We start from the raw sequence: 17293 nt of genomic DNA on the forward strand, positions 1-17293 counted from the left end.
ACCTCGTGATGGTGGCGATATCTGGAGATCTCATCGTTGGGCGACCGCCCGATTGGAGGGTTGCACGCCTGATCGGGAGGCATACCGGAAATTCGTCCTGCGGCTCCGCTATCGATCCGGCGAAAGCCTGCCCGGCGCGGACTGTGCACGTTCCCTATGGCCGTGGCGAACGCTTCGTGAAGTGTCCAGATACCCGTTCGCAGTGTGGGTTTCGCCGTTCATCCGGTCCTAGCGTTGGCGCAGTTTCGGCCCCGCCGACCGACACGGCGGCGCTGCGAACCGAAGGACCCGCGAACGAGGGGACGACGTCGTTCCTACCGAAAGGCATTCGATGAAACGAAGTACCTGCGGCCGTGCGCTCGGCGCCGCGGCGGTGTCGATCGTCTCGGTGCTCGCCATGAGCTTCACCGGCGTAGCAGCCCAGGCCGACCCGGCGCCCGCGCCGACCGAACAGGCCCTTGCGGAGCTCATCGCCGCGGGCCGCGTGGCGACGCCGGTCGCCGGGCCGGGTGGGTCCGGTTCGGCGTGCACCTCCGGCAGCGGTGCGGGTTCGGGCAACGGCTCGGGTAACTGCTACGGCGGATCGGGAAGCAGCTCCGGATCGTCCGGCGGATTCGCCAGCGACACAGTCGGTTACGGCCCGTCGAAGACTTCCTGGGTCGAGGCGTTCGGCTACGGCTTGGCGAACCCCGACGTCGCCCCGCCCGGCGCCAACGACTGGAAATGCAAGCCGACGGCCGAACACCCGCGCCCCGTGGTGCTACTGCACGGCACCTGGATGAACGCCTACAACGGCTTCGCGTTCATGGGCCAGCCGATCAAGGACGCCGGTTTCTGCACCTTCACCTTCAACTACGGCCGAGCCAACCTGCTCGAGGGCGGCGGTCTCGGGTCGGTGCTGCCCGGCGTGATGGGCACCGGCTACATCCAGGACTCCGCCAAGCAGCTCGCCACCTTCGTCGACCGGGTGCTCGCGGCCACCGGCGCCTCGGAGGTCGACATCGTCGCCCATTCGCAGGGCGGCTCGATGGCCAACTGGTACACCAAGTTCGAGGGCGGCGCCGCCAAGGTGCAGAACCTGGTCACCTACGGCGCCACCCATCACGGCACCAGCCTGGACGGTATCGGTGCGCTGGGCCGGGCGATCAACAACCTCGGCATCGACATCCTGGGTTTCATCGAGATCTTCGTCGGGCATGCCGGCATCCAGCAGACGATCGGATCGGATTTCGTCAACAAGCTCAACGCGAACGGCGACACCGTGCCCGGCGTGGACTACACGATCGTGGGCACCCGCTACGACGAGGTCACCAACCCCTACGAGCTGACCTTCCTGCGAGCGGGCCCCGGCGCGACGGTGCACAACATCACCCTGCAGGACGGATGCGAGCAGGACCTCTCCGACCACCTCATGATGATGTACTCGCCGCGGGCGCTGTCGATCGCCTTGCGCACCTTGGATCCGGTGGGGCATCCGCAGCTCGAATGCGCGCCCAACCCCTGGCTGATCGGAGGTGGCGGCCGATGATCTGATGACCGGCCGGCGCTCGGGGATGGCAACCCGACGCCCGCCACCGCGCCCACCGAGCCGGTAACGCATGCACCGTCGCTCGGTGGGTTTCGGCTGTCCCGGCGTCCTCGGTCGTGCTCAGCGCTGTGCGCGCAGGTATTGGGTCCCGTCGTCGATGCCGAATTCGATCCACATAGGCAGGTGGTCGCTCATCCGGTAGGTGCGCCAGTCCTTGAAGCTGCGACCGGGACGTTCGGCGCGCTCGCCCGCGTAGTCGGCTTCCTGGTCGAGGGTGTAGACGTGGCGGTAGAAATCGAACACGCCCGCGCGACCCGTGGGTTGGAGGGCGGTGAGTTTCTCGTAATAGGCGATCTGGTCGTAGTGCCTGTCCTTGGCGACATTGCTGCCCGGAACCGCCTGCAGTTCGTCGGGGACCAGGAACCCGGCATCGGTGATCGCCCGCATGGTGACGTCACGACGGTTGAAGATGTTGAAATCGCCCAGTATCAGCACATTTCCCGGGCGCGGCGGCTGCCCGGGCTCGTATTGCGGGGCGCCCGACAGCCCGCGCGCGTTCTTCGCGATCAGCTTCGCCAGTGCGGTGATCTCCCGCAGTCGCCGCGGATCGTCGGCGGTGCCCGTGCCGTAGTAGATGTGCACGGTCGCCAGCGTCAGATACGCCCAGCCCGCGCGGAAACTCGCCACGTACGGCGACCGCGCGAACTGCACCACGTCGTCCGTCGCGCCCGCTGGCTCGGGCAACACCAGTTCCGCGGCGAGCCCGGTGAAATCCACCTTGCGCCGGTCGAACAGATACGCCATCCGTTCGGTGTTGCCCGATCGCCCCAGCGTCACATCGGTGACCAGGAAATCCCACCAACTCCCCAGATGCCGCCGGATTCGCTGGAGCGGATACAGCCCGTCGCGCACTTCCTGCACCGCCACCAGATCGAAGCGACTCATGATCTCGGCGAGATAGAAATACGACTCCACGGGCCGGAAACCGTACTTGCCTGAGTCGAACTCGCGAATGTTCCACGTCGCCAGCAACAGCGAGTCGGTCGCCGACCGCGCGGGCACCTCCGCTGCCAACCCCTCCCGAAGCCGCAACAGCCCGTCGATCACGCGACCACGCGCTCCCGCGTCGGTGATGTGCTTCAAGTCGGTGTAGTTCGGCACAACGGCCTCCCCTCAGGGCGCCTCGGAACGACGAGGGCGTTCGGGCCGGGACACCGCGCGGGCTATGCCTGCGGTGCGTGCACCAGTCCGGCGCCGACGTCGGCCGGATCGGTATCGGGGGACAGGTCGTCGAAGCGAGCATCGCCGATCAGCTTCGCCTGCAGGAAGATCGGTGCGAGTTGCCCCTGAGCGGTGAGCTTCTCCGCCCACAGTGCCGCGACGCCCGCCGCGTGCGGAGTGGCCATGCTGGTACCGCTCATCGTCGCCGTACCCCCACCGACTCCGGCGCTGATCACCCCGACTCCCGGCGCTGACACCGTCGCCCGCGTGTTGGAGAAGGGCGCGACGGTGAGACGTCCGGGGGTGCCGCCGAGTGCGCCGACGGCGATGATGCCTGCCGCCGCGGCGGGCGGTGCGACACTGATCTCGAACGGCGGCCGCTTGTCCCTGCCGCTTTCGTTCCCGGTGGCGGCGACCACCGTGGGCTGTCCGACACCGGCGTTGAGGAATTCGATCAGCTTCTCGAAGAGCTTCACATTCGCCGTGTACGCGTCGAGCGCTGCCGATGTGGCCACGGGTATCGACACACCGCGCTCGTTGACGAGCTTCTCGACGAACCCGGGGAAGTCGATGCCCAGCGACATCGAGATCACGTGCGCGCCGTTGTCCCGCGCCCAGATCATCGCCTCGGCGAGCATGTCGCTTCCGCCGCCGTTCGGGCCGAGTACCTTGCCGATCAGCGCCCTGGTGATCCCCTTGGCGACGCCGATCCGGAGGCCGTTTACGTCGCGGCCGAAAATCGTTCCCGCACAGTGCGTGCCGTGGCCGTCCTTGTCGTTCGCGCTGCCGCCGCCGGTGAAGTCGTTGGTGATCAATTCGACGCCGGAGAAGGCCGAATGCGACGAGTCGATGCCCGTATCGAGGACCGCCACCGTGATCCCCGCGCCGGTGAAGGGCGAGGTGGTGGCTCCGACGGCCCTAACGCCCCAGGTCGCCCTGCCCGCCTCGGCGGCTTCGCCCGCCGCCCGTTCGGTCGGTTCGACGAGCTTCATGGGCATCGCGGGGCAGAAGCCGATCACGGTCGGATCGTTCACGACCGTGCGCAGCCGCTCGCCGCTCGCGCCTTCGTCGATATCGATCGTGATGTCAGCTCCCGCGTCCATGGGTATGGCCGCCGCGCCTGCGTTCAGGTCACGCAGCACCGAGCGCGCGGGCGCGCGGAGAACGACGAGCTTCTCTTCCGCGAGAAGATGCGCTTTTCGCTTGGTCATGATGGCTCCCCGAGTGGACGAGATGGGTGGTCGATGACGAAAAGCCTGGTCCGTGCGGGCACGGAAGGCGCGAGTAGCCGACTACTCGTTTTCCGGCGCCGACGCCCTGATCCTCGACCTCGAGGACTCGGTGCCGCTCGCCGAGAAGGCCGAGGCCCGCGGTACCGTGGCTGCCACCATCGACCGCCTCCGCCGACGGCGTCCGTCGGCCGAGGGTGTCATCGCGCTGGCGGAGGCGATGTCGGCTCACGCGTGACGGGACAGGCCACACGGTCGGCAGGGGTGGGCGCACCGATCGCCCACCTCTGCTCGATCCGTCCGTAGCGCCATACCAGCAGCGCCGCCGCCCAGGTGGCGACGAACAGCCCGACCACGACATAGCCGAGGACGGTGAGGTCGAGTCCGGTGATCCAGCCCCAGAAACCGCCGGACCAGCCTCGTTGTTCGGCGAGCAGGCCGAGCAGTTCGACGGTGCCGACGAGCAGCGCCACCGTCACCGACAGCGCGGTGACGGTGATGTTGTAGTAGACCTTGCGGACGGGTTCGGCGAAGGCCCATCCGTAGGCGAAGTTCATGAACGTCCCGTCGACGGTGTCCAGCAGGCTCATTCCGGCGGCGAACAGGACGGGCAGGCAGAGGATCGCGTACCAGGGCAGCCCGGCGGCGGCGCTCGTTCCGGCGAGTACCAGCAGCGCGACCTCGGTGGCGGTGTCGAATCCGACTCCGAAGAGCAGGCCCACCGGGTACATCTGCCACGGTCTGGTGATCGCCTTCAGCACCGGCCCGAGGAATCGGTTCATGAATCCCCGTTTGTCGAGCTGGTTTTCGAGTTCCGCCGCGTCGTATTCCCCGGCCCGGGCGCGCTGCAGGACACGGATGACGCCGATCAGCACGGCGATGTTGACGATGGCGATGAGGTACAGGAACGTGCCGGAGACTGTGGTGCCGAACAGTCCGGTGTAGTGCTGCAACCCGGAGGACTCGTCCTCGATGGGGCCCGCGAGCGCCCTGATCCCGATCGACAACAGGAACGCGAGTCCGAACACGACGGTCGAATGGCCGAGCGAGAAGAAGAATCCCACCGAGAGCGGCCGCTGCCCGTCGCCCATCAGCTTGCGGGTGGTGTTGTCGATCGCGGCGATGTGATCGGCGTCGAAGGCGTGGCGCAAACCGAGCGCGTAGGCGGTCAGGCCGACACCGAGTCCGAGTGTCTGCCCGCCGATGTCGAGATTCCGCGGGACGACGAAAGCGATCAGGGTGATCCAGCCGATCAGGTGCAATGCCGCGATCACGGCGAACATGCCTGCGACGCCGAACCATTCGGAGCGGGTCAGCGCGTGTCGTACGACGTCGAGGCGGGATCGTCCGGAGGAGCGAGTCATCGCGGCGCCACTACTTTCGGGACAGCCTGTCGTTCGTCACGCGCAGCTGGCGAGCCGTGCTGTCGGCGAGCACGTCGACTTGGTTCGCCTCCAGCGGTCCGCACAGCCGATCCCAGTGGAGCGCTACGAGATCGTGCGCGCGCACCTGCGGCGCGGGAGAGTAACCGTCGACCCACACCGGGATCTGCCGTGGCTGCGGCGCGGACAGCGCGAGCCGATGTCCGTCCCATTCCAGGCGGCGCGCCAGCACCGTGAGCTCGTCCCCGGTCCGGGCCGCGACCGCTCCCCAGGTGATGCGGCAGTTGTCGAGCACGCGCACGGGGTGTTCGTCGTGTCCTCGCCCGAGCAGCCGGGTCCACGGATAGACGCCGAAGACGTGGAAGCAGTGGTTGGCGGCGGCTTCGGGCGCCAGGTCCGGCGTCAGATGCGCCCAATAGTGACCGGCGACCGGCTCGATGACGGACAGGAGCTCCGCGAGGAACTCCGCCGAATCCAGGCCCGCGCCGATTCCGCCTCCGAGCCAATACGATTCGACGAGCCGACGGTCCAGCGGGTCGTCGATTCCGGTCAGCCGCGACATCACCCGAAGGTACGGCCACGCGCCGGAGAACTGGCGCGCCATCGCCCTGACCGCCGCGGGCGGCAGGGTGGCCATCGGTGCGGTCTCGGCGGGTCCGCAATAGCCGAGCGCGTTGGGCGCGTGGGCGTATCGGGCGAACATCTCGGTACCGTCGATGCCACCCGCGTCGCGTCCGGTGCGCCCGCCGCCTTCCGTCGTCTCGGCTACCGGTGCCGGATCATGGCCCATGTCAACAGATTCGCGGCAGCTGCTCGCCGGCCGGGAGGTCGACCACGCGGGTGCCGCCCAGCGCCGTGCGGGCGACCACCATGCCCGGGTGCTCCTCCACGCAGACCCCGATCGCCTCGGCGCGTCCGCCCAGCGGGTGCCCGCGCATGGCCTCGAGGACCCGCTCGGCGTCCTCCGGCGCGACGAAGGCGATCAGTTTGCCCTCGTTCGCGACGTACAGGGGATCCAGGCCGAGTAGTCCGCAGGCATCGCGAACCGGCGCGGAGACAGGGATCTTCCGCTCGTCCAACGAGATGCCGACCTGCGCCACCCCCGCGATCTCGTTCAGCGTCGCGCCCACCCCGCCGCGCGTCGGATCCCGCAGCACGTGCACGTCGGCCCCGGTGGCCAGCATCGCCGCGACCAAGCCGTGCAGCGGCGCGGTGTCGCTGCACACCGTGGTGCCGAACTCCAAGCCTTCGCGACAGCTCAGCACCGCCACGCCGTGCAGTCCGATCTCCCCGCTGACCAGGACCGCGTCGCCGGGCCGTGCGCGCTGCGGGCGGATGTCGACTCCGTCGTCGATCAGCCCGATACCCGCGGTGTTGACGTAGACGCCGTCGCCGTGGCCCGCGTCGACGACCTTGGTGTCGCCGGTGACCAGTTTGACGCCCGCCCCGAGGGCCGCGGTGCCCATGGCCGCCGCGATGCGGGCGATGTCGGCCAGCGCGGTGCCTTCCTCGAGAATGAACGCGGTCGACAGCACCATCGGCCTGGCGCCGGACATCGCCAGGTCGTTGACGGTGCCGTTGACGGCGAGCTCGCCGATCGAACCGCCGGGGAACTCCATCGGCTTCACCACGAACGAATCGGTGGTGAACGCCAACCGGGCGCCGCCGAGCGTGACGACCGCCGAATCGCCGAACCCCGCTTCGGCCGCCGACCCGAACGCGGGCAGGAACAGATGCTCGATCAGTTCGCCCGACATCGCCCCGCCTCCGCCGTGCCCCATCACGATGGTGGGCGAATCCCGCAGCGGCATCGGACAGACCCAGCCGTCCATGTCGATGGCCGCGGGCGGCTCGGTCTCGTCAAGCATGAGCGGCCTCCGCGGGTAGGTCGAGCCGCCGGTACAGGTAGTAGGCGGCGCACGCGCCCTCGGACGAGACCATGGTGGCGCCCAAGGGATTCCGTGGCGTGCACTGCTTGCCGAAGGCGGCGCATTCGTGCGGCTTGATCAAGCCCTGCAGCACCTCGCCGGACCGGCAGATAGAGGATTCCTCGGTATGCAGATCGTCGACGGAGAATCGCTGCTCGGCGTCGTACTCGCGGTAGCGCTCGGACAGCCGCCAGCCGCTGCCGGGAATGACGCCGATGCCGCGCCAGGCCCGGTCGGTGCGCTCGAAGACGTCCTCGAGCATCGCCTTGGCGGCCGGGTTGCCCGCCGCGGCCACCGCGCGCGGATAGGCGTTCTCCACCTCGTGCCGCCCGGACTCCAGCTGGATCACCGTCCGGCGGATGCCCTCCAGGATGTCGAGCGGTTCGAAACCGGTGACCACCACGGGAACCCGATACTTCTCGGCCAGCGGCGGGTACTCGCCGGTGCCCATCACGGTGCACACGTGACCGGCGGCGAGGAACGCCTGCACCCGGCAGGCGGGCGATTCCATGATCGCCGCGATGGCCGGTGGCACCAGCACGTGCGAGACCAGCAGCGAGAAGTTGGGCACGCCGAGCCGTTTGGCCTGATACACGGTCATGGCGTTGGCGGGCGCGGTGGTCTCGAAGCCGATGCCGAAGAACACCACCTGCCGGTCCGGGTTCGCGCGAGCCAGTTCGAGCGCGTCGAGCGGTGAGTAGACCACGCGCACGTCGCCGCCTTCGCTCTTGACCCGGAACAGGTCCTTGGAACTGCCGGGCACGCGCAGCATGTCGCCGAACGAGCAGAAGATCACGCCCGGCCGCGCGGCGATCTCGAGCGCCTTGTCGATCACCTCGAGCGGTGTGACGCAGACCGGGCAGCCGGGGCCGTGGATCATCTCGATCTGGTCGGGCAGCAGCTGATCGATCCCGTGCCGGATGATCGAATGCGTCTGTCCGCCACAGACCTCCATGATCGACCAGCGTCTGGTCGTGACGGCGCGTATCCGGTCGAGCAGGCCTTTGGCGAGCTGGGGATCGCTGAATTCGTCGAGGTATTTCACGACGTCACCTCCGGATCGTCTCGCTGTGGGGTCGTTTCGGGATTCTCGACTCCGGCCTGCTTCGCGGCGATGGCGAAACCGTCGCCGAACTCCTCGTTGAGCACACCGAGGTGTTCGAATTCGGCCAGGGTCTGCAGCGCGGACTGCTCGTCCAGGCGCTGGATCGCGAATCCGACGTGGACGACGACGTAGTCACCGACCGCCGCGTCCGGTATGTATTGCAGGCATACGTCTTTGTGCACGCCGCCGAAGTCGACGACCGACATCATCGTGCCGTCTCGCTCGTGCAGGCTGAGCACCTTTCCGGGAACCGCCAGGCACATCGTCGCTTCTCCTTCCGCTCATCCCGCTCCGATGGCGAGTAGCTGGCCGAACGCGAGGCCGCCGTCGTTCGGCGGCAGCCTGCGATGACACAGGACTTGAAAGCCGTTCTCCCGCAGCAATCTCCGCGTCGCGGAGAACAGCAGCGCGTTCTGGAACACCCCGCCCGACAGGGCGACCGGCAGCGACGCCGTTCCGTATTCGACGGCGAGGGCCAGAATCAGGCGCGCGACCGCCGCGTGGAAGCGCGCGCCGATGACATCGGCCGGTACCCCGGCCCGCACATCGGCCACGACCGCGGCGATCACCGGCGCGGGGTCGATCGCGGTGACGCCGCGATCGCGCGGGGCATCGATCGCCGGGACAGCGAACTCGTAGAGCCCTGTTCCGGGATCCGCACCGCGGGACAACCCCTCCAACTCGATCGCCGCTTGGGCCTCGTAATCCACTTCGTGGCGCACCCCGGCCAGCGAGGAGACCGCGTCGAAGAGCCTGCCCATGCTCGAGGTCGGGACACATCCGAAACCGGTGTCCAACTGGTGCGCCAGCACCTTTCGCTCCCCGGCCGGGCACGCACGCACCGAGGGGATGTCCTCGGTCCAGTCGATGCCCGCGGCGCGCAAGTGCGCCAGGGCCATGCGGTAGGGCCGCCGGACGCTCAGGTCGCCACCGGCGAGGGGGACGTAGCGCAGATGAGCGAGCCGCCGGTATCCCTTGTAGCCAGCGGCAAGGACCTCGGCGCCCCAGATCGCCCCGTCCGGCCCGAACCCGGTGCCGTCGAAGGCGATTCCGAGCACGGTCGCGGCGGGGTCGAGACCGTTCTCGCCCATCACCGCGGCGATGTGGGCGTGATGGTGCTGCACCGTCCGTAGCGGACGCCCGTCCGCGTGCTGCTCGGCCCACGCGGTGGATCGATACCGTGGATGGGCGTCGGCGGCCAGCTGGATCGGCCGCACGGCGGTGAGCTCCTCGAGATGCCGCTCGGCCTCGGTGAACGCGCGCAGCGTCGCCAGATCGTCCATGTCGCCGATGTGCTGGCTCAGCCACGCGTAGCGGCCGTCGGCCACCGCGCAGGTGTTCTTCAGATCGGCGCCGACCGCGAGGGTGGGCGGCATCGGCGCGGGCAACGCGAGAGGTAATGGCGCGTATCCGCGCGAGCGGCGCACGGGTAGTTCGACGCCGTCGACCAGCCGCACCACCGAATCGTCACAGGGCACGATGATGCGCCGGTTGTGCGACAGCCACGCGTCGGCGAGGCCGACCAGACGTTCGCGCGCGTCGGCGTCGTCGTGGCAGATCGGTTCGCCGCCGAGGTTTCCCGAGGTCATCACCAATGCCCGCGGTCCTGGCGGATCACCGGGCAGCCCGAACAACAGCAGGTGCAGTGGTGAGTAGGCGATCATCACGCCGAGATCGGGATTGCGCGGGGCCACCGACGGAGCCGGGGCCGGGATTGCCTCGGAGACAGGTGATTTCGCATCGGTCCGGCGGCGCGGCAGCAGGACGATCGGCCGGGCGGGGCCGGTCAGCAAGCCGGCGGCGGTGTCGTCGACCTCGACGATCGCGCGCGCGGTCGCCAAGTCCGGCGCCATGATCGCGAACGGTTTGTCGCCGCGCCGCTTCCGGCGGCGCAGCTCGGCCACGGCGTCCTCGTTCGCCGCGTCGCAGGCCAGGTGATATCCGCCGATGCCTTTGACCGCGAGAATTCCACCGCGGCGCAACAACTCTCGTGCCGCGGCGATCGGCTCCCCCGCGCCCGGACCGGTATAGCCGAGGGTCGGGCCGCAGCCGGGACAGGCGATCGGCTGCGCGTGGAAACGACGATCCGCGGGATCGGCGTATTCGCGAGCGCACGCGTCGCACATGGGGAACTCGGCCATCGACGTCCGGTCGCGGTCGTAGGGCAGGCTCGCGATGATGGTGAATCGGGGGCCGCAGTTGGTGCAGTTCACGAAGGGGTGCCGGTAGCGGCGGTTGGCCGGATCGCGGAGTTCGTCGGCGCATTCGGCGCAGATCGCCACATCCGGTGAGGCCAGCGTGCGTCCGCCGCCGTCGCGGGTGGTGTCGGCGATGTGGAAACCGGTGCCGCCGCGCACCGGCGTCTCGGTCGATTCGAGGGATTCGACGACGGCCAGCGGCGGCGGGTGCCAGCGGACGCGGCGCTCGAACTCGTCCAGATCCCGTGCGGCGCCCTCGACCTCGATGACGACCCCGGAGCTGTCGTTGGACACGCGGCCGGTCAGCGACAGCTCGGCCGCCGTCGTATAGACGAACGGCCGGAATCCGACGCCCTGCACCACGCCGCGGACCAGGATCCGCCGCCGGGTCCGCATCACGGCTCCTCCCCGCGCCCGAGCAAGTTCAGACCCGCGAGCGCCTCGGCCGCGCCCGCCTCGTCGGTCTTCTCGACCGCGAAACCCATATGGATGATCACCCAGTCGCCCGCGCCGACCGAGCCCTCGTCGAGCATGCCGATGTTCACTTTGCGCGTCTCACCCGAGACGTCGACCAGGGCGATCTGACCGTGGTAGCCCTCGGCCAGTTGCACGACCCGGCCCGGAATTCCGAGGCACATCGGTCACACCTCCTGTCGATCGAGCAGCTCCGCCACGACCGAATCGACGGCGCTGGCCGCGGGCGCGAGCGCCGCCTCGACCAGATCGGTGAGACCGATCCCCTCCGCCACCGAGACGACCTGGCAGCCGACGATCACCGTGCGTGGCACCGTGCCGCCGAGCGTCCTGACCATCGAGAACACGGCCTCGGGGTTCATGGCGTGGGCGTCGAGCTGGGTGAGGGGGTCGTTCGTCTCGTCGGCGCGGAACACCTCGACCCGGCCGGGAGCGCCCCGATCGGGTAGCGCGTCGACGAGCACCAGCGCGTCCCAGTCGTCGAGCAGGTCGTAGGCGAGGTGCATGCCTCGGATCCCGTAGTCGGTGATGCGCACGCTCGGCTCACGGTGGGGCGGCAGTCGCCGCACCACCGCAGGGCCGAATCCGTCGTCGCTCAGGAAGATGTTTCCGATCCCGGCGACCAGCACCTTCGTCGTCTCACCCCTCCTTTACCCGGTCGGCGCCGTCGCGCCACCGACTTCGGTGGCGCCCACGTCGCCGGTGGCAGTCTCGTCCGGTCGATGTGTCCTCCCGATCGCTACATGTGGCGGATCTTCAGATACCGCCGGATATCCGGTATCGACCGCAGCCCGATGAGGGCGAACACCGCGGCGATCGCCGCGAGGATGACGACCGCGATCACTCCTACCGTTTCCATGGCCGACCCTTCCTTTCATTTCCGTTGGTCTTGCTCGGACGGTCTGTCCAGCGGCTCGATCTCGTCGGGCGCGAAGTAGAGGTAACGGCCGTACCACTCGTGCAGGTCGGCGGCGGGGTCGTTGTCGATGACCACCCCGACGTGCACGTCGCCGTCGACGTCTTCGTGCACCGACACCACCCGCGCCGTCTCGCCGTCGTAGAACAGGTCGTGGGCGTCGGCGCGCCGGGACGGATGCAGACGGACCCGGCTGCCGCGGTGCACCAGCACGCCCGCGACGACGACGGCGTCGGATTCGGGTCGGACGGCGTTGTCGGCCGAGGGATCCCACCAGTCGACACCGTCGGGAACCTCGGGAAGCACACGCGGCCGGTCCGCGGGCTCGCGCAGCACCCCGTGCAGCCGATCCAGCTGCTCGGGAGTGGTGGCGTCGCAGCGGTCGACGATCCGCGCGGCCAGTGGATCGGTGGCGCGCGCCTGGTCCTTCTCCTCGTCGGTCAAGGTCATCACGCGCAGCGTCAGGATCTCGTCGATCTCGGTCGAGTCGAACAGCGGACCCTCGCTCTGTTCGGCGATCTGCGGGTGGTCGTAGAGGATGATCGGCGAGACGAGCAGCAGGCTCCGGTCACCATCCGGCCCGGCGAGGACCGGGAAGCATCGGTGGTGGCCGCACTGCTCGGCGGCCGCGGCCGCTTCCGGCGGGGGCTCCAGCAAGGACACGAACTCGCCGCCCTCCAGCTCCGCGATCACGTGAGCGCCGAGCAACGAGCACGCGAGCGCGTCCTGCTTGTCCCGGGGCGCGGCGGCGATATTGCGCACCGTGATCGTCACGCGGCGGCAGCCCGCCACGTGGTCGACCGACAGCTCGAGCAGGCCGTCGATCGGCTCGCGGGTGCGAACGAGCCTGCCCGCGTGAGCGCCCGCGGCATCGTGCACTTCCTCGACATCGACACCGCCCGCGACGTGCACCCGAAACACCGTGTGCTCCAACGGCATCGGTCCGTAGTCGATCTCGTGTTCCACGCCCTCGTCCCAGCTCACCAAGGTGCGGCCGTCGACGTCGAGCTCGGCGACCGGACTGCCGTGCCGGTCTTCGACCGTGCGCCGCTGCAATTGCAGGAACCGGACGGCGAGGCCGAGCGTGGCGGCGTCGCCCGCGACGACGGGGAACTGCGCCCGCAGCATCGGGTCCTCGCCGAGCCCGGCCTCGGCGGCGCCCTCCGGGCCAAGTACGCCGAATTGCCAGCGGCACTGGTTCTTTCGAGAGTTCGCCCGATACGGGTACAGCAGGTATCCCTCGTACAGCACCGCGTCGGCGACCGCGCGTGCCCTTGCGCGCGCGGACCGGACAGATCGTCCCGTGGTCATGTCGCGTCCCGAGCGGTCGTGAGGAGTTTGGTCACCGCGTCGTCGTAGCCGAGCAGGCCGCGTTCGGATTTGTAGGCCGACAAGGCGTCGAGCGTCTCGCGGGACAAGCGGATCCAGTCGGAGTTGGGGAAGTGCGCGGCCATCAGGTCGTGCCACACCGAGACCGGCATGTCGAAGGTGTCCTCGCGATCCCACGGCACCTGCTGCACCGCGAAACCGCCCTCGCCCCTGATGAATACGGTGCCGCTGAACAGAAACCGCAGCGGCACCGTGCCGTCGCGCAACGCGTGCAGGTACTTCGATCCCGCGACCTCGAAGTCGTAGGTGCACTGCATCGGCAGATCCACTTCCGCGCCCCCGGTGAAGCCAGGAATCGTTGTCGCGCAGTGCATCCAGAGAAAGGTGCGCTGCGTGTCCTCCCATCGTTCGCGCGTGCCGAAGAGGTCCGTCAGCCCGGCTGCTTCCTCGTCGGTGTAGGAACGGCGGCGCGGTTCGATCCTGACCTGCGCCCGCAGCGCGATGGCGTGCACGGGCTCCTCGGCCAGCGCCGCGATGCCGACGCGCGCCGACAGTATCGGCGTCACCGCGTACGGCTCGGGCTTGATGCCGAGCACGGCGAAGGTGATCGAATAGGCCGGGCTCATCGCGCACCGCCCGTTCGCGCCCGCGCCGTCATCGTGGCGAAGAACTCCTCGATGTACCGGTGCGCCTCTTGGCCGCCGTCGAATCCGCGCCACAGCAGCCGCATCCGGCCGACGAACTCGTAGCACGCATCGATGGGCAACAGCAGACAGGCGCCGGGACCGCCGCGGTGCGGCATCCGGATCAGCAGCGCCTCGACATCGTCGGCCGCGACGTCGAGCTGCGGGTGGCGCTCCAGGATCGCGTGCCACCGCGGCAACGGAAGTTCGGACTCGGTCGCGCCTGCCGGGCCGGGATAGAAGGCGACGGTGCGCCCGAGCGAGGAGTTGCGGAAGAAGAAGGCCAGTCCGACCGGGATCTCGAGTCCGTCCCACTCCGCTTGGTCGACGACCACGTCCGGGAACGCCAGGTAGCGATCCGGCACCGCCCGATAACGCAGGTCCGCCGCGCTGTCGGTGAACAGCAGATAGCAGCCGCGGCATACGCACATGAGCTGCCTGCCCTCGATGCTCACCACGTGCTGGTGCGGCTCATGAATGGGTTCGGCGCACATCTCGCAACGCTCACCGGCCGGGACCGGAGTCGGTCGCGGCGCGGTGAGACGTCGCAGCACGCCGAACGGGGACGTCATCCGGCCACCTCCGCCGGAATCGCCACCGACAGCTCGCCCGATCGCACCAGCACCGGCAACGGTTCGAGGTGCCCGTCGCCGTCGACGCGCGCGCCTGCGTGGACCGCGTCGAAATGCGCCCCGCACGATGGACACCGCAGCACGGCGTCGCCCACGGGGAAGCCGAGGCGGCGATGCAGCGCCGCGCCAGCCATGGAACCGTCGCAGGCCGCACACCGGTCGCGGTAGACGAACAGCTCGTCACCGACCCGGCAGGCCAGCACCGCGACCCCGGCCACCGCGAATCCGCCGACTTCACCCGGCCCGATCTCGTCGAGCTCGGGCACGGCGATCCAGCTGCCCTGGTGCTGACTGTGCACGCGCGTGAACAACGACTCCGCCGCGATCACGCCCGAGCCGGACGCCGGTTCGGCCGCGACCACTTCGATCGCCGTGATCTCCGGCGCCGCGGCGCGCACCGCGTCTTCCACGGCCAGCTCCAACGTCACCGACGACGACGGGCAGCTGCGGCAGCTGCCCGCGAACTCGAGTTGCACGACACCGTCCTCGATGCCGCGCAGCTCGACGTCGCCACCATGGGAGCCGAGGTAGGGCCGCACACTGTCGAGCGCGGCGCGCACCCGTGTCGTCACGTCGTGCGGATGCAGTCCGTGCACCAACAGCAGGCTCGCGACCAGGTCGTCTCCGGTGAGCCGTTCGATCGCCGCGTCGTCGAGCAGGTCGATGATGCGCTCCAGGCCCGCGCCGTAGAGGTCGGCGACCTCGCGGACCAGTTGCTCGGCCCGCTCCCTGGCCGCGACGCCGCCCACGGAGCTCGATTCGAGCAGGGTCTCGATGCGCTCGCCTGCGTCACGCCAGCGAGCGTCATCGAGTGCTGCCCCGTCGTGTCCGTTCACAGTGCCCATCTCTTCTCGCGGGCGCGTCATCGGCTACTCCGCGGTGAGCGACTGAGTGGGGGAGTGCACCGTCTCCAGCGTCTTTCCTTTGCCGAGGTACATGTGCACGCCGCACGGCAGGCACGGATCGAAACTGCGCACGGTGCGCATGATGTCGATGCCCTTGAAATGCTCCCTGTCGTTCTCCTCGAAGATCGACTGGCCCTGTACCGCGTCCTCGTACGGCCCCGGCGTGCCGAAGCTGTCCCGCGGGCTCGCGTTCCACGGCGTCGGCGGATACGGGTGGTAGTTGGCGATCTTGCCGTCCCTGATCACCATGTGATGGGAGAGGACCCCGCGCACGGCCTCGGTGAAACCGCAGCCGATGCTCTCGTCGGGAACCTCGAACGTCTCCCAGGTCTTGGTCTTCCCGGCGCGGATCTCCTCGATCGCCTTCTCGGCGAAATGCAGCGCGCACGCCGCCGCGTAGGCCTGGAAGTAGGTCCGGGCGCGGTCGCGTTCGATGGTGTTGCTGCCCGCCGCCGGGATCTTCCATTCGAGCTCGACCGGTCCCTTCAGGGCGGTCTTGGGCAGGTTGATCTGCACGCTGTGCCCGGTCGACTTCACGTAGCCGATGTCGACCAGCCCGGCCAGCGCCGTGACCCACAGCCGCGCCAGCGGTCCGCCGCCGGTGTCCAGCGCCAGATGGTCGGTGCCGTCGAACCAGCGCGGTGACATCACCCAGCTGTACTTGTCCTCCAGGTCGCGCTTCTGCGGCTTGGGGTTGGTGTGCTGGTTCCACGGGTGGCGCCGATCCACCGGATTGCCGAGCGGATCGGTCTTCACGAACATCTCCTGATCGGACCAGTCGTCGTAATACGAACTGCCCAAAAGGATTCGGATGCCGAGGTTGATGTCGACCAGGCTGGTGGTGAGCAGCTTGCCGTCCACCACGATGCCGGGGGACACGAACATCTTGCGACCCCAGTCCTCCATGTCCTTGTACGCGAAGTTGCATGCCGCCGGGTCCTGGAACGAACCCCAGCACCCGAGCATCGTGCGGCGCAGGCCCACCTTGTCGTAGCCGGGCAGCGCCTCGTAGAAGAAGTCGAACAGATCGTCGTGCATCGGCACGGCCTTCTTCATGAACTCCACGTAGCGCATCAGACGCGTCGTGTAGTCGGTCATCAGCTGGATGGTGGCGACGGTGCCGACGCCACCGGGATACAGCGTCGATGGATGCACGTGCCTGCCTTCCATCAGGCAGAACATCTCCCGCGTGTACCGGCTGACCTGAAGCGCCTCGCGGTAGAAATCACCGCTGAACGGGTTGAGGGCCCGCATGATGTCGGCGATCGTCCGGTATCCGTGCGCGTCCGCGTGCGGAGCCTCGGTGCGCTCGGCGCGGGCCAGCACGCCGGGGTTGGTCTCGGAGACCATTTTCTCGCAGAAGTCCACGCCGACCAGGTTCTCCTGGAAGATGTTGTGGTCGAACATGTATTCGGCGGCCTCGCCCATGTTGACTATCCACTCGCCGAGGTTCGGCGGCTTCACCCCGTAGGCCATGTTCTGGCAGTAACACGAGCAGGTGGCGTGGTTGTCACCGCAGATACCGCAGATGCGGCTGGTGATGAAGTGGGCGTCGCGCGGGTCCTTGCCCTTCATGAAGATGGAGTAGCCGCGGAAGATCGACGAGGTGCTGTGGCACTCCACGACCTGCTGATTCTCGAAATCGATCTTGGTGTAGATACCAAGGCTGCCGACGATCCGGGTGATCGGATCCCACGCCATCTCGACGAGGGCGTTCGGGTCGATCTTGCGGTGCGACGGCTCCGGAACGATCTGAGTCATCG

18 protein-coding genes are annotated in these 17293 nt (G+C 68.5%); 2 read left to right on the forward strand and 16 right to left on the reverse strand.

What is annotated here, in order from left to right; translation table 11 throughout:
• Positions 1-331 precede the first annotated feature (331 nt).
• The gene (locus tag AC3ERS_RS31320) at positions 332-1528 is read left to right on the forward strand and encodes an esterase/lipase family protein (RefSeq protein ID WP_431971736.1); all 1197 of its coding nucleotides are present in this window, start codon (positions 332-334) and stop codon (positions 1526-1528) included.
• Between the two features lie 120 nt (positions 1529-1648).
• Here the strand turns inward: AC3ERS_RS31320 and AC3ERS_RS31325 are convergent, their stop codons facing one another.
• A complete protein-coding gene (locus AC3ERS_RS31325; RefSeq protein WP_431971737.1) occupies positions 1649-2689 on the reverse strand; it encodes an endonuclease/exonuclease/phosphatase family protein in 1041 nt (346 codons plus the stop codon).
• Between the two features lie 62 nt (positions 2690-2751).
• The gene (locus AC3ERS_RS31330) at positions 2752-3960 is read right to left on the reverse strand and encodes a S8 family peptidase (protein WP_431971738.1); all 1209 of its coding nucleotides are present in this window, start codon (positions 3958-3960) and stop codon (positions 2752-2754) included.
• A gap of 52 nt (positions 3961-4012) precedes the next feature.
• Between AC3ERS_RS31330 and AC3ERS_RS31335 the strand changes: the two genes are divergently transcribed.
• Positions 4013-4216 (forward strand): aldolase/citrate lyase family protein, encoded by a 204-nt coding sequence (locus AC3ERS_RS31335; RefSeq protein WP_431971739.1) that lies wholly within the window; start codon positions 4013-4015, stop codon positions 4214-4216.
• On the opposite strand, the gene nicT is transcribed toward AC3ERS_RS31335, so the two are convergent.
• From nicT to AC3ERS_RS31405, 14 genes are all read right to left on the reverse strand, one after another.
• A complete protein-coding gene (gene nicT / locus AC3ERS_RS31340) occupies positions 4179-5342 on the reverse strand; it encodes a Nickel transporter NicT (protein WP_431971740.1) in 1164 nt (387 codons plus the stop codon). The two genes, AC3ERS_RS31335 and nicT, sit on opposite strands and share 38 nt — an antisense overlap.
• Positions 5343-5352: 10 nt before the next feature.
• A complete protein-coding gene (locus tag AC3ERS_RS31345; RefSeq protein WP_431971822.1) occupies positions 5353-6063 on the reverse strand; it encodes a DUF6390 family protein in 711 nt (236 codons plus the stop codon).
• Positions 6064-6151: 88 nt separating this feature from the next.
• On the reverse strand, positions 6152-7228 hold the full coding sequence (gene hypE, locus AC3ERS_RS31350; protein WP_431971741.1) for a hydrogenase expression/formation protein HypE: 1077 nt from the start codon (positions 7226-7228) through the stop codon (positions 6152-6154).
• Positions 7221-8333 (reverse strand): hydrogenase formation protein HypD, encoded by a 1113-nt coding sequence (gene hypD, locus AC3ERS_RS31355; RefSeq protein WP_431971742.1) that lies wholly within the window; start codon positions 8331-8333, stop codon positions 7221-7223. Before hypD ends, hypE begins: the two co-directional genes overlap by 8 nt.
• Positions 8330-8656 (reverse strand): HypC/HybG/HupF family hydrogenase formation chaperone, encoded by a 327-nt coding sequence (locus AC3ERS_RS31360; protein ID WP_431971743.1) that lies wholly within the window; start codon positions 8654-8656, stop codon positions 8330-8332. Before AC3ERS_RS31360 ends, hypD begins: the two co-directional genes overlap by 4 nt.
• Before the next feature lie 18 nt (positions 8657-8674).
• The gene (gene hypF / locus AC3ERS_RS31365; RefSeq protein WP_431971744.1) at positions 8675-10987 is read right to left on the reverse strand and encodes a carbamoyltransferase HypF; all 2313 of its coding nucleotides are present in this window, start codon (positions 10985-10987) and stop codon (positions 8675-8677) included.
• Positions 10987-11229: a HypC/HybG/HupF family hydrogenase formation chaperone gene (locus AC3ERS_RS31370; RefSeq protein WP_431971745.1), complete on the reverse strand. Its 243-nt coding sequence runs from the start codon at positions 11227-11229 to the stop codon at positions 10987-10989. Before AC3ERS_RS31370 ends, hypF begins: the two co-directional genes overlap by 1 nt.
• A 3-nt stretch (positions 11230-11232) precedes the next feature.
• Positions 11233-11694, reverse strand: coding sequence for a hydrogenase maturation protease (locus AC3ERS_RS31375; protein ID WP_431971746.1), 462 nt, complete (start codon positions 11692-11694; stop codon positions 11233-11235).
• Positions 11695-11804: 110 nt separating this feature from the next.
• Positions 11805-11924 (reverse strand): DUF6893 family small protein, encoded by a 120-nt coding sequence (locus tag AC3ERS_RS31380; RefSeq protein WP_431971747.1) that lies wholly within the window; start codon positions 11922-11924, stop codon positions 11805-11807.
• Positions 11925-11939: 15 nt separating this feature from the next.
• Positions 11940-13292, reverse strand: coding sequence for a hypothetical protein (locus AC3ERS_RS31385; protein WP_431971748.1), 1353 nt, complete (start codon positions 13290-13292; stop codon positions 11940-11942).
• The gene (locus AC3ERS_RS31390; protein WP_431971749.1) at positions 13289-13936 is read right to left on the reverse strand and encodes a DUF6084 family protein; all 648 of its coding nucleotides are present in this window, start codon (positions 13934-13936) and stop codon (positions 13289-13291) included. The genes AC3ERS_RS31385 and AC3ERS_RS31390 overlap by 4 nt, the downstream gene beginning before the upstream one ends.
• Positions 13933-14565 carry a DUF5947 family protein gene (locus tag AC3ERS_RS31395; RefSeq protein ID WP_431971750.1) on the reverse strand — a complete coding sequence of 211 codons (633 nt, stop codon included), beginning with the start codon at positions 14563-14565 and terminating at the stop codon, positions 13933-13935. The genes AC3ERS_RS31390 and AC3ERS_RS31395 overlap by 4 nt, the downstream gene beginning before the upstream one ends.
• On the reverse strand, positions 14562-15491 hold the full coding sequence (locus AC3ERS_RS31400; RefSeq protein WP_431971751.1) for a NifU family protein: 930 nt from the start codon (positions 15489-15491) through the stop codon (positions 14562-14564). Before AC3ERS_RS31400 ends, AC3ERS_RS31395 begins: the two co-directional genes overlap by 4 nt.
• Before the next feature lie 3 nt (positions 15492-15494).
• Positions 15495-17291 (reverse strand): nickel-dependent hydrogenase large subunit, encoded by a 1797-nt coding sequence (locus AC3ERS_RS31405; protein ID WP_431971752.1) that lies wholly within the window; start codon positions 17289-17291, stop codon positions 15495-15497.
• Between the last annotated feature and the right edge of the window lie 2 nt (positions 17292-17293).

Source organism: Nocardia sp. bgisy134 (assembly GCF_057708325.1).